At 58.9% G+C, this 12,967-nt stretch carries 10 protein-coding genes; 6 read left to right on the forward strand and 4 right to left on the reverse strand.

Translation table 11 applies throughout. The features are described 5' to 3' along the window. Positions 1-278 precede the first annotated feature (278 nt). Both thrB and thrC read right to left on the reverse strand, forming a co-directional pair. The gene (gene thrB, locus Q0106_RS02310; RefSeq protein ID WP_297608340.1) at positions 279-1,160 is read right to left on the reverse strand and encodes a homoserine kinase; all 882 of its coding nucleotides are present in this window, start codon (positions 1,158-1,160) and stop codon (positions 279-281) included. A 31-nt stretch (positions 1,161-1,191) separates the two neighbouring features. Beyond that, positions 1,192-2,661, reverse strand: a complete 1,470-nt coding sequence (gene thrC, locus Q0106_RS02315) for a threonine synthase (protein WP_297608343.1) — start codon at positions 2,659-2,661, stop codon at positions 1,192-1,194. Between the two features lie 309 nt (positions 2,662-2,970). Between thrC and Q0106_RS02320 the strand changes: the two genes are divergently transcribed. The 3 genes from Q0106_RS02320 to Q0106_RS02330 all read left to right on the forward strand — a co-directional run bounded on the left by Q0106_RS02320 (position 2,971) and on the right by Q0106_RS02330 (position 6,491). Then, on the forward strand, positions 2,971-4,044 hold the full coding sequence (locus Q0106_RS02320; protein ID WP_297608347.1) for a homoserine dehydrogenase: 1,074 nt from the start codon (positions 2,971-2,973) through the stop codon (positions 4,042-4,044). Positions 4,045-4,118: 74 nt separating this feature from the next. Beyond that, complete coding sequence (locus Q0106_RS02325) at positions 4,119-5,429, forward strand: aspartate kinase (RefSeq protein ID WP_297608350.1); 1,311 nt, start codon at positions 4,119-4,121, stop codon at positions 5,427-5,429. 48 nt (positions 5,430-5,477) lie between these two features. After that, a complete protein-coding gene (locus tag Q0106_RS02330) occupies positions 5,478-6,491 on the forward strand; it encodes an aspartate-semialdehyde dehydrogenase (protein WP_297608353.1) in 1,014 nt (337 codons plus the stop codon). Positions 6,492-6,660: 169 nt separating this feature from the next. Here the strand turns inward: Q0106_RS02330 and Q0106_RS02335 are convergent, their stop codons facing one another. Next, positions 6,661-6,909 (reverse strand): hypothetical protein, encoded by a 249-nt coding sequence (locus Q0106_RS02335; protein ID WP_297608356.1) that lies wholly within the window; start codon positions 6,907-6,909, stop codon positions 6,661-6,663. Positions 6,910-7,180: 271 nt separating this feature from the next. Here Q0106_RS02335 and Q0106_RS02340 point away from each other — a divergent pair, with 271 nt between their 5' ends. From Q0106_RS02340 to Q0106_RS02350, 3 genes are all read left to right on the forward strand, one after another. After that, a complete protein-coding gene (locus Q0106_RS02340) occupies positions 7,181-8,488 on the forward strand; it encodes an esterase-like activity of phytase family protein (protein ID WP_297608359.1) in 1,308 nt (435 codons plus the stop codon). A gap of 506 nt (positions 8,489-8,994) precedes the next feature. Next, complete coding sequence (locus Q0106_RS02345) at positions 8,995-9,912, forward strand: AEC family transporter (protein WP_297608362.1); 918 nt, start codon at positions 8,995-8,997, stop codon at positions 9,910-9,912. Between the two features lie 274 nt (positions 9,913-10,186). Beyond that, a complete protein-coding gene (locus Q0106_RS02350) occupies positions 10,187-11,662 on the forward strand; it encodes a mechanosensitive ion channel domain-containing protein (protein ID WP_297608364.1) in 1,476 nt (491 codons plus the stop codon). A 177-nt stretch (positions 11,663-11,839) separates the two neighbouring features. Here Q0106_RS02350 and Q0106_RS02355 read toward each other — a convergent pair whose 3' ends face one another. Further along, positions 11,840-12,160: an H-NS histone family protein gene (locus Q0106_RS02355; RefSeq protein WP_297608367.1), complete on the reverse strand. Its 321-nt coding sequence runs from the start codon at positions 12,158-12,160 to the stop codon at positions 11,840-11,842. Positions 12,161-12,967 lie beyond the last annotated feature (807 nt).

Genomic DNA, 12,967 nt, shown 5'->3' on the forward strand with positions numbered 1-12,967 from the left:
TATTATTTATATAAAATAATAAGAAAAACGTATAAATTAGTGGTTATCGGTCGAGGGGCGTTGAAGCGATGCGGGAGCGCTTTGCGGGAGAGGTCAGGGCGGTGCGGAAGGATTCATTTGTTCCGGGAGGAACGCGCTTTTCAATCTGTATATAGTCCGACCAAAAATGACGCCGGCTGAATGAAAAAGGCTCTGCCGATCAAAACCGGACAGAGCCTTTTCATGCTTCTAAGCTTCCGATGAAGCTCAGGCCGCTGAAGATGAGAGCGGGCAGATGCTTAGTCGACCTGCGCCTCAACGCCCCCGAAGGCGGCTTCGAGCACATGGGTGCCGAAGGTCGGGAACTTTTCGCGCACGGCTGCCGTGAATTGAAGCGCCGTGTCGGCGTTCTTCGTCATGGCGATGAGGGTCGAGCCCGAGCCGCTGATGAAGAAGCACGCGGCCCCCGACCTGAGGGCGAGTTCGCGCACAGCGTCGTAGTCGGGAATGAGCTTTCTGCGGCAGGGTTCGTGAAGCCGGTCCTCGCAGGCGATGCGGATGAGGGACTCATCGCCGGACGCGAGCGCGGAAACAAGCGCCACGCAGTGCGAGGTCGTGAAGACGCTGTCCTTTACCGAAATTTCCTTCGGCATGGCCTTCCGGGCCTCAGACGTCTTCACCTCGTAGTCGGGGACCACGACGGCAAACTTCCAGTCGGGGTGAATCGCGAGGGGCACCGTATGAAAGCGCCCGTCGGCCGCAAAGGACGCCGTGAGACCTCCCAATACGCAGGGGGCGGCGTTGTCGGGGTGGCCCTCGAACTCCGCGCAGATTTCGAAAAGCTCATCCTTCGAGAAGCGCCCGCCGAGAAATGCGTTTGCGGCGGCGGCGCCCGCAGCGATGCAGGTGCTCGAGCTTCCGAGCCCGCGTGCTACGGGTACGTTCGCATTAATCGTGAGCCTAACGGTCGGGGCGGGTTCGCCGGCGGCCTTATAGACCGCGCGGAAGCCCTGCAGCACGAGATTGTCCTCGTTCTGAAATTCCTCGGGGCACCCCTCAACGATGAGTTCGCCCGAGGGTTCGAACGTGAAGACCGAATAAAGAGAAAGGGCGAGTCCGAGGCAGTCGAAGCCCGGGCCGAGGTTTGAAGTGGACGCAGGCGCGCGTACGGTGACGAACATGGAAATTGAACTCCCGGAAAAACGTGAACGATCAGAAGATGCGCCTGGCGGCATTGACGACGTACTGCGGGACGTCGGCAATTTCCGTGCAGTCGTCCCAGAGCACGGGCTTCGTGCGGAGTTCCGCAAGGGCCTTCGGGGGCTCGACTCCCGTGTTGTCGCAAAGGGCATCCATGTAGGCGAAGGCGTCCGCCCCCGGGATTTCGCCCCAGATGGCTTCATAGACGTCGCGGCAGAATTTGTAGGGACTTGCGGTCGAGAGCACCACCATCGGCACCTTCGGGTCATAGTGACTTTCCGCAGCCCGCCAGGCCACCGCCGTATGCGGGTCGATGAGCCGGCCTTCCTCTTCCCACGCGCGGCGGATCGCATCCTTCGTTTCCTGGTCGTTCGAGAAGCCCGCGAGGAACGTTTCCTGAAGCTTCGCGAGGAGTTCCGCATCGACGCGGTAGACGCCTTCGGTCTGAAGGGCCTTCATGCGCTCGAGGGTCCTTTCTGCATTCCCGCCGTCGATCCAGTAAAGCGCGCGCTCGAGGTTGCTCGAAACGAGAATGTCCATCGAGGGAGAAATCGTCTTCACGAGGTCGCGCCGGCGGTCGTAGACGCCCGTCGTGAGGAACTCCGTGAGGACGTTGTTCGCGTTGCTTGCGACAACGAGGTGCCTTACGGGGAGCCCCATGCGCTTTGCGCAGTAGCCGGCGAGCACGTCGCCGAAGTTGCCCGTCGGCACGGTAAAGTCGATGGGGTCGCCGGCCTTGAGAACTCCCGCTTCCATCAGCTGCTTATACGCATCGAAGTAGTAGACGATCTGGGGAACGAGGCGCCCGACGTTGATCGAATTGGCGCTCGAGAGCGAAACGCCAAGTTCCGCAAGCTCCGCCACTGCATCGGAAGAGAAGAGCTTCTTGACGGCGGTCTGCGCGTCGTCGAAATTCCCCTCCACGGCGCAGACGGCGACGTTCTTTCCTTCCTGGGTCGACATCTGGAGCTCCTGAATGGCCGAGACCCCGCCTTCGGGATAGAAGACCGAGATGCCGATTCCGGGAACGTCCTTAAAGCCCGCGAGCGCGGCTTTCCCGGTGTCGCCAGAGGTTGCCGTCGCGATCATGATTTTCTTTCCCGTGCCGGCCAGGGCCTTGCTCATGAGCTGCGGGAGCATCGAGAGCGCAACGTCCTTGAAGGCGGACGTGGGGCCGTGGTAGAGCTCAAGGAGGTGCATTTCTCCGAGCTTCGTCACGGGCGTCACTTCCGGGGCCGAGAACGTGTGCCCGTAGGCGGCATGGATGGCGCTCTCGAGCTCTTCCTCCGTGTAGTCGTCAAGAAGGAGCGAAAAAACGCGCTTCGCGGTATCCATGTAGGAGCCCTTGAGCGAAGCCGGATCAATCTGCGCGCGGTCTAGGTCGTCCGTCACGAAGAGGCCGCCGTCGCGGGCAAGTCCCTGAAGCACGGCCTCCCGGCTCGACATGACTTCATTCTTGTTGCGGGTGCTGTGGTAAAGCATGAGTGCGGTCTCCGGGGAAAGGAAATAGAAAAGAAGGTACCTAAATATAGTTGTCCGTGAACGCTTCGTCGGTGAGTGCAGGCAAGTCGCGAAAACTTTTTCGCTTCATCCCCGTTTGCTCAGTTCGACTAAGCGGTTGTCCCGACGGGCATCAGACAAAATTAAGCGCCCATCTCCTGTAGGATGAAGGGTAGTTCCTCCGGAAACACTGCGCCCTAGGGGCGGCGGAGGAATCAACCGAAGCGGCGCGCAGACTTCCTGCGCGCTCGAACCCAATCATCAATCAGACATCTTGAGGGAGTCAGGCTCATGCTGAAAATCGGCCTTCTCGGCTACGGCACCGTCGGGAGAAGCCTTGCAAAGCTTCTCGCCGAGCGCGACGCCGGAATTGAGCTCGTGCACATTCTGCGCCGCCCGGGGAAAGCGGGCGGTCCCCTCATGACAGACCGCATTGAGGACATCCTCGACGACCCGGCAATCGACGTCGTCGTGGACGTGCTTTCGGGGACGGAGCCTTCGGGCGAATACATGCGCCGGGCAATGGAAGCGGGAAAGGGCGTCGTCACGGCCAACAAGGCCGCGCTTGCGCTTCACTATGAGGAACTCACCGCGCTCGCCCGCGAAAGAAACGTTCCCTTCCTTTTCGAAGCCTCCGTCGGGGGCGGCATTCCCTGGATCGAGAATCTGAAGAAAGCCGTGCGCGTCGACCGGATCGAGCGCATGTCGGGAATTCTCAACGGGACCGGAAACTACATTATCGACCGCATGGAGCGCTTCGGGATGGAGTTTGATCAGGCGCTCGCGGAAGCCCAGGCAAAGGGCTACGCCGAAGCCGATCCGACCGCCGACATCGGCGGATACGACGTCGCCAACAAGGCGATCATTTCGGCGAGCGTCGCGATGGGGGCTCCCGTTCATGCCGCGTTCCCCGTTCTCGGGATCGGCAGGATTTCAAAGGCCTTTCTCGACGACCTTCGCCGCTCCGGGAAGACGCTCCGCCACATGATGCTCTTCAGGAGAAACGCGAAGCACTACGCCTTGGGCGTCGTGCCCGTGGTTCTCCCCTTAGGCTCCATCGAAGCCAACGTGCGCGACAACTTCAACTGCGCGACGCTCGCGGGCGACATCGTGGGCGAACTCAAATTCTACGGACAGGGCGCGGGCGGCAGGCCCACTGCGGATGCCGTGCTCCAGGACCTCACCTCCATCCGAACACGGATGGTCGAAGAGGTTCGCGAGTCGCTTCCCATCAGCTACGACGCCTCGCTCTTAAGAGGCAGAGGCGTCACGCCCGAAGGGGTCTTCCGCGACATGACGCTCGCGGAGCTTGCGGACCTCGCCCGGGAGAAGAACGTCTTCCTGGCGTTTGAACCCGAGGACTGAGACCCTGAATTCCCCGGCACCAGCCAAACCCATTTCTGAACAAAACCACTCCCCAAAAGAGAGGAGCGACCAACATGCTCAAAATTACGAAATTCGGCGGCAGCAGCTGCGCCTCGGCAGAACAGTTCCGCAAGGTAAAGGCCATTATTGAGGCGGATCCCTCGCGCCGCTTCGTCGTCATATCGGCGGCGGGCAGAAAGAACCCGAAGGACAACAAGATCACCGATCTTCTCTACCTCTGCCGCGCGCACGTCGACTATCACGTCGACTACCGCCCGATCTTCGAGATCATCCGCGGCAGGTTCCTTGAAATCAAGCACGAGCTCGGGCTCAATACGCCGATCGAGGATGAACTCGACGCCTTCGCCGAAAAGGTGCCTGATCTTTCGGTGGACGAACTCGTCTCCCGCGGCGAATACTTCACCTCGAAGCTCATGGCCGACTTCCTCGGCTTCCCCTTCGTCGACGCGGTCGACGTCGTCGCGATGGAATTCGACGGCACCTTCAATTTCGAGAAGACCACCGAAAACCTCAAGAAGGTTCTCGAAAAGAACGACCGCTTCGTGATGCCGGGCTTCTACGGCCGCACGCCCGACGGCGCCGTGAAGGTGATGACCCGCGGGGGCTCCGATATTTCCGGTTCGATCCTTGCGCGCTGCCTCAAAGCCGACCTCTACGAAAACTGGACCGACGTCTCGGGCTTCCTCATGGCGGATCCCCGCATCGTGAAGGATCCGAAGAACATCGAGCGAATTACGTATGCGGAACTGCGCGAGCTCTCCTACATGGGCGCGAGCGTTCTGCACGAAGACGCGATCTTCCCGATCCGCGAATACAACATTCCGATTCACGTCCTCAACACCAACCGTCCGCAGGATCCGGGCACGCTTGTTCTCGACAAGATCGACGACGAGGTGGACGGCCCCCTCATCACCGGCATTGCCGGCAAGAAAGGCTTCCTTTCGATCGAAGTCGTGAAGCGCAACATGTCGAACATGGTGGGCATCGTCTCGGGCGCACTCGACGTTCTCAGAAAGTACGAGGTCTCGATCGAGCATCTGCCCTCGGGCATCGACAGCTTCAACATCGTGCTCTCGAAGAAGGACGTTGAGCACAACCTCTACGAAATCCTCGCCGACATCAAGGAGCGCATCGCTCCGGATTCGATCCGCGTGACCGAGCCCCTCGCGCTCATCGCCATCGTGGGCCGCAACATGAACGCCCGCGCGGGGTCTTCGGGCAAGCTCTTCACGGCGCTCGGCAACGCCGGCGTCAACATCCGCATGATCTCCCAGGGCTCGAGCGAAATCGACATCATCGTGGGCGTTGCCAATGCGGACTTCGACAAGGCCGTGCGCGCGCTCTACCAGAGCTTTGCGCGCTGAAAGAGAAACGCAATTCAACCCGTCATTTTGAAGAATCGGAGACAAATCATGAAGGCTCTTAAGGTTGGCATACTCGGCGCCACGGGCGCTGTCGGCGAACAGATGCGCATCGTCCTCGCCGAACGGAAGTTCCCCATTGCGGAGCTCCGTCTTTTCGGGAGCTCCCGTTCTGCGGGCACCGAAGTCGAATTCGACGGAAAGATGGTGAAGGTTGAGGAGGCGACTCCGGAAGCCTTCGAAGGCCTCGACCTCCTTCTCGGCGCCGCCGACAACGACGTCGCGAAGAAGTTCCTTCCCGACGCCGCAAAGAAGGGCATCGTCGTCGTCGACAACTCGAGCGCCTTCCGCCTTGATCCGGAAGTGCCCCTCGTGATTCCGGAAGTGAACCCCGAGGACGTGAAGTGGTCGAAGGGCCTCATTGCGAACCCGAACTGCGCCACGATCATTGCGCTCACGGCCGTCGCTGCGCTTCACAGGAAGGCGCGTCTGCGCCGCATGGTCGCCTCGACCTATCAGGCCGTTTCGGGCGCGGGCAGGGGCGGCATGGAGGATCTCGAGGAAGAGGTGAAGACGGGCCGTCCGGTGCTTCGCACCTTCCCCTATCCGATTGCCTACAACCTCATTCCGCAGATCGGCGGCTTCAACGACCTCGGCTACACCTCCGAGGAGATGAAGCTTCAGAACGAAGGCAGGAAGATGCTTCACGACGACAACTTCCTCGTCTCCTGCACCTGCGTGCGCGTGCCGATCATGCGCTCCCACTCCGAAGCCCTCACGCTTGAATTCGAGAAGGAAATTTCGCCCGAGGAAGCCCGCGAAATCCTTCAGAACGCTCCGGGCGTGAAGCTCTGGGATGATCCGGCCGAGAAGCACTATCCGATGCCGATGCTCACGAGCGACCAGGATCTCGTCTACGTGGGCCGCATCCGCCGCGACCTTGCGGCGACGAAGGAGGCCTACAACCGTTCGCTCTCGCTCTTCTGCTGCGCCGACCAGATCCGCAAGGGCGCCGCCACGAACGCCATTCAGATTGCTGAGATCGTGTTCGGCATCAACGCCTGACTGATGCGCTTAAGGCTCTGACTTCAGAGTCCGTCCGCCTGAGAGAAGCTTATCCGCGCGCCCGCGCGATGATTTCTCTCAGGCGTTTTTGTTTTTGGGGCTTGAGGCGCCGCTGCAGAGCGCGTAAGACGTCGCGGCGGGCTTCTCATTCGTCCGGGTCGTCGGTCCTTTAGCCGGAGTGCCTCTTAAACCGCACGCCGATCTTCCTGTCGAGCCAGGCAAGTTCTGCATTGGCATCCTCCCATTCCTGACGGAAGGCCGGGTCCTTGAGGGATTCGTCCAGCATGTCGCGCCAGGTTGTCGGACTTTTCTGAGGAAATCGACGGGTTGATGGCGGTGTGCCGGGATTTCCTGCAATGCGCTCAAGCTCCCGGTCAGGCGTTTCCCTGATTTCAATGGTCTGCACAACTTTTGGCATTCTGCATCTCTCTTAAACACCCGGCGCGACTGTCTCTCTGCCGAAGGATTCCGTTTGTTGCATTTGAGCGATCAGCCGCTTCCGGAGAGCCTCACGCATTACTGCTCCCGCTCCGGCGCGGCGATGAGCCGCCGACTGGAAGCGCCTCCTGCGCGTTTGCAGTCTTTCGGGAAGGAGGAGAGGAATACACGTTTTCCCTCTACTCTACTAGAATGCCCATTTCCCAAGTTGTTTCCCCGGTCTCCCTTCTCGGGCGGCCAGACTCTAGAGAATGCCCGAAATAAAGTCCGTGCCTCAGGAGGAAGCCGATATTCGTCTCCCGGAAGGCATTGAAAAAATAGAACGCTTTGCCGTAGAAGTTCCGCAGCTGACGCTCCCTTCGGGCACAGCCGGAAAGGCGCCGCTCCCGGAAGGACTTTTTCCGATGAGCGTCGGGTGCGCGCTCGCTTTTTCGAGCGAACGCACGGACGGCACGCTTCTTTTTTACGGACTCACCGACCGCGGTCCCACGCTTCCCGCGCCTTCCGTGCGGGACGACGCCGGGAACGTGCGCCCGGGGCGCTACTTTCTCTCGCCCATGTTCCAGCCGCGCATCGTGCGCATTGAGGTGACGCCGGGAAAGGCCCGGTCGTTTTCGCCCGTTGCGCTCGCCAACGCTGAAGCGAAGCCCTTCTCTGGACTTCCCGCGCGGGACGAGGGCGCTGGGAAGCCCTTCGTCATCCTGTCGCTCGCGAACGAAGCGCTCTCCGGAGGCCTGAGGCCCATTGATCCGGAAGGCCTCGCGATCGATCCGGACGTCGCCTTCTGGGTGGTCGACCGCTACGGGCCCGCGCTCAGACAGTTTTCCCGCCAGGGAGTGGAACGCGAGGTGCTTTTCCCCGGAGCCGGCCTTCCCGGCTTTCTCGCAGGCCGCCCGGGGTCCCTGAGGTCGCTCGCTCGGCTCGCGGACGGGCGGCTCGTCACCTTCGACCGAAACGCCCTCGGACTCACGCGCTTTCTGACCGTGATTGCCGTGGACCCGAAGACCAAAACGTCCGCTGCCTACCTCTGGCCCGTTGAGCCCGGAGTCTGGAAGCGCGGCACGCGTCCCTTCATCGGCGACGCGGCGGCGCTCGGAGACGGGCGCTTCCTCGTGATCGAGCAGGGGACGGCAAGGGACGGCTCGCGCCGCATTCAGCTCGTCTTGGCGGACCTCGCGGGCGCTGCGGATGTTTCCGGCGCTCCGGTAGAGGAATTGCGGCGTGCAAAGAGAACGCGTCCCGGTGTCGTGAAGCGCCGCACGGTTCTCAATCTCGCAGACATCGGGTGGACGGCGAAGCTTGCCAAGGGGCTGGCGCTTCTTCCCGATGAGAAAACGCTCGCTATTTTGTCGGACAACCGCTACGGCGCGGAAATCCGGGTGGAGAATCCGGATGCGCCGCTTTCCGAGCCCGAAGACTACGTGCTCGAGAAGGACGGGGAACTCACGCTTGCGGGAACCCGCACGAACGCAAAATTCATTGTGAGCCGCCGCTCGCCTCAGGAAAGTCGGACGGATCTCTTCCTGGTCACGTTCGGGAAGCCCGTGTCAGATCTGTGACCTTTTTTCTTCGCGACACCGGCCGCCTTTAAGACCTGCAGAGCCCGAGCCGGAGGCGATGACGGCCACGGTTTCAATCTATTTTTTGAGGACCGGAGCTGCGCTGGACGGGGTCATGCCGCGCCCTGCAGTATTCCGCAGGAAGCAGAAACAAGAATTTGGCCTCACCATCGTGATGTAAATCTATATAAAATTGGAGCAACAGTTCCCGAAGGCCTCTGTTCGAGCAATCGAACATGCAAAAAAAGAGGGCCGCTTCGCCGGTAATGCTTGCGTTACCGGCTTTTCCTTATCTGGGTTCCGTGAAATACGAAAGTTAATCCTTTGGCGATTGAGGCAGGGCGTAAATAAGCCTTTTCTCCCATCCCGCACGGTGCTTAGGCAAGACGGCGGTGGGGAATCCGAGGAAAAGGCTTTAATTTTCCCTGTCACGCTTATAAGATGCTTCCCGAAATTATCGGGATTGCTTCTTTTCCTTTCGTCAGGTCTCAGGCCTCAGGCGCGCTATGGAATCCGTTCTCATCAAGGTTGCCGCATTTCTCGTCATCATCTTCGGCGGCTATGCATTAAAGCGCATCGGCTTCTTCCGGGCCGACGACTTCCGGCTGATTTCGACCGTGGTCCTCAAGATCACGCTGCCCTGCGCCGTCATTTCGAATTTCGGCCGCATCGAAGTGGAGGCGGCGCTTTATTCGCTCGTTCTCCTCGGCGTGATCCTCAACCTCGTCACGATCGGCGCGGGCTTTCTCGCGAGCCGCAGAAACGGCCCAGACGAGCAGGCCTTCAGCATGATCAACTATTCGGGGTACAACATCGGCTGCTTTACGCTCCCCTACATTCAGACCTTCCTCGGGCCAGTGGGCGTGGTGGCGACCTGCCTCTTCGACGCCGGGAACTCCCTCATGTGCACGGGCGCAACCTACTCGATGGCGGCGGCCGTCAAGGGGAAGGACGAAGGGGGCGGCGTCATGCTTTTCTTAAAGCGCATGTTCTCCTCGATCGCGATGGATACCTACATCCTGATGGTGGTGCTCTCCGTCATCGGCTTCTCGATGCCCAAAGCCGTTCTCACCTTCACCGACATTGTGGGCGCGGCCAATCCCTTCCTTGCGATGCTCATGATCGGGGTGGGGTTCGAGCTTCAGCTCGAGCGGAGGACCCTCGTCACGATCGGGCGCGTGCTTCTGAGCCGCTACCTCATTGCGGCGGTGCTCGCGTATCTTCTCTACACCTTTGCGCCCTTTGACGCCGAGGTGAGAAAGGTCCTCGCCGTCATCGCCTTTGCGCCGCTCTCCGCCGTCTGCGCGATCTTTACGGCGCAGTGCTTCGACGATCCTGCGCGCGTGGCGCTCTCCTGCACCATCAATTCGCTCTCGATCGTCTGCTCGATCGTCTTCATGACGGCGCTGATGCTCGCGCTCTGAGCGAAATCTGATTCCCTTCCGCCGGGAAGAAAACCTTTGCGGAGCCCGTTTTGAGAAGCGGGCTCCCGGCGCTTGTCCGCAATTCCTTTGCCGGATATTCCCTGGGCGCCCTAAAAACGCTCGCACGGCGCTAAATCCCAATACAATCTGCGCGGTCGTTTTCTTCTTTTTTTGAGAATTCCCGGGGCTTCTGAAAACGCCTCCGGGCAATGCACGCATTAGTACCTTTCTTGAGAAAGGTGCGTCCGACTGTTCATTTCATCAAGATTCAACTATGCCGGAACCCACTCAGACTGCCGATGCGCTCGCGAATCAACCGCTTGAAGCCGATGACTTCGGGACTTCAGGGGTTGCTTCCGCCGCCGACGCCATTGCCGATACCTCGCACTGGTTCGTGGATTTTTTTGAGCGCCTTTTTGCCCATCTCACCTGGGAAAATGTTTTAGCCCAGATCTTAGTAGTTATTCTCGCGTTCGTTCTCGGCAATTTTCTCTCGAAGCGCTTCCGCATCCTCGCAGAACGCTGGCGTCCGGGTCCGGAAGAAAAGGGGATCCTCGTCAATCTGAAGCACCTCGGGATCGGGCTCCTTGAAAACGTGGCCTTCGGCTTCATCGCGGGCTCGGTGATCGCGCTCTCTGCCTACATCATGGTGGCCGCTGCCGGCTATCCGCCCAATTCGCTCGTCGTCTGCCGGATCTTCTACAACCTCTTCTATGCGTATTCGCTCCTTTCGATCGTGATCTGCTTCCTGCAGGCAACGGTCGGAAAGCACATCATCACGCCGAGCCTCAGAAAGTCCGTTTCGACGATTTTCTGGTGCCTCGCGGTGCTGCAGTTCTTCGGCGTTCTGGGCGAGCTTGTGAATATCCTCGACGGGACCAAGATTCCGATCGGGAAGGGCGACATGACGCTCTGGAAGCTTCTGATCGCAGCCTTCTCGGTGCTCCTCACGCTCGGCGTTGCGAACTGGCTCTCTTCCATCGTCGCGCAGTTCATTGAGGGAGCCGAGAGCCTCTCGGCCAACCAGAAGGTGGTCCTCACCCGCGTCTTCAGCGTGCTCCTCATGGTTCTCGCGGTCATCATCGGTCTCGGAACCGTCGGCATCGACCTCACGATTCTCTCCGTCTTCGGCGGCGCTCTCGGCGTGGGCCTCGGCTTCGGACTTCAGAAAATCGCCTCCAACTACATCTCGGGGTTCATCATTCTCCTCGACAAGTCGATCAAGATCGGCGATCTCGTGCAGGTGGGCGCCTTCCGCGGCAAGGTGACGGAAATCAATACGCGCTTCACCGTCGTGAGGAGCGCCGACGGGATTGAAAACATCGTCCCGAACGAAACCTTCGTCACGACCGCGGTGCAGAACCTCTCCTATACGGACGGCGCCGTCATTCAGTACGTCGATATTTCCGTCGCCTACGGCGCCAATGTCGAAAGAGCGCTTCAGATCATGCTCGAGGAAGCTTCGAGAGAGCGTCCCCGCATTGTGAAGGGCAGAAAAGGCTGGGCTTATGTCGACAGCTACGCCGATTCCGGAATTAATCTCAAGCTCGGCTTCTGGCTCGCGGATCCGGTAAACGGATCAAGCGCAATTAAGACGGAAATCGGTCTCGCGGTTTACCGGCGATTCCAGGAAGAAAATATCGAGATTCCTTATAACCGTCTCGAAATTGTGCTTCGGGATGCGCTTGTTCCGATTCGGGTGGAGGAAACGGCTGCAGGCAAATCAGCCGTCAGCGCGGATCAGAAATAAAGCGGAATGATTTTTCAGTTTTCAACGGGCGCTCATGCGCCCGTTATGATGCTTATAAACGACAGAGCCGGAGGAGCGGGATCCAAAAGAAAGGATTCAAATGCTCGCAATCCAAAAGAAAAGAGCCATGATTCGAATATCTGAATCATGGCTCTTTGCCTGAGAAAGACCTGATTATCAGATCAGGAAGTCGTCCTTCTTCGCGCCCTGTTCAATGGCCTGGCTCATCCAGACCGGGGTGCGGCCGCGGCCGGACCAGGTTTCGCCCGTTTCCGGATTGCGGTACTTCGGGGCAACCGGGTTGACCGGACGGATCACGCCGCCCTTCTTCGCGGGCTGGTCGGGGAAGCGGAGCTCGGTCGACTTGATCTTCAGCTGATCAATCAGCGACTGAATGTTTTCAACGGCTTCATCGTGAAGACGGGCTTCACGATCGCGGATCTGCTGACGAAGACCGTCGAGGTCGCTGATTTCTTTTTCAAACTGGGCGAAATCCATGGGAAATTCTCTAAAAATAATTGATCATCAGATCTTCTGAAAAGATCGATGAAGAAGGGGTGATGACGGGTTCAGGCAATCATTTAATCACGCAAAGCTGATTATTTTCGCCGGCGGATGAATCCTGAATAACTTCATTATATGTTTTGAAATCTAATCTGTAAAGGATTCGATCTTTAATTATCTGATGATGCGGAGCTGTGGAAATAGAAATCGGGGGAGGAGAGGAAAATAAAAGATAAAAGACCGGGGGAGAAATTCAAACAAATTTTCAGGCCGAAGAGGAGTGGCTGCGGCTTTTTTCTCGGATGCCGTGATGTTTGGAGGCGTTATTTTGTCTTTCGAATCATTTGAAAAAATCGGTAAATCCGAAAAAAGAATGCGGATTTTGGGAGGTGCGCTTCTCCGGATTCAGGAAGCAAGCCGGGCAAAAGGAAGAACGAGCCGATCGCTTGAATATTGCCGGAGAGGCGCAGAACGCCTCGGGTTCGGGCGGTTGCGGGCCGCAGCGAATGCGGGCGCTGCCAGGCGGGTGACGCAGCCGTCGCGCGCGCTTTCGTCCGATGTGCCGGTCATGTGATTAGGGAAAAGTCGGAGAAAATCGCAAAAATCCCGGAAAAGCAAAGATGAAGCTTCGCATTAGGGAGGAACTTGATGATTCAATCGCCTGTTATCTAGGACTTTCTCCCTATACTTTCAAGATTCTTTCAAAGCATAATCTCAGTCACTACCCGCGCTTTCGTCAGGATCTTCAAGGCAGACCACAGGTCCTCCGGAGGCGTTTCCTTTTCTTTCAGATACAACAAC

The organism is uncultured Sutterella sp. (genome assembly GCF_937923675.1).
In the GTDB taxonomy this organism is placed as follows: Bacteria; Pseudomonadota; Gammaproteobacteria; order Burkholderiales; family Burkholderiaceae_F; genus Sutterella.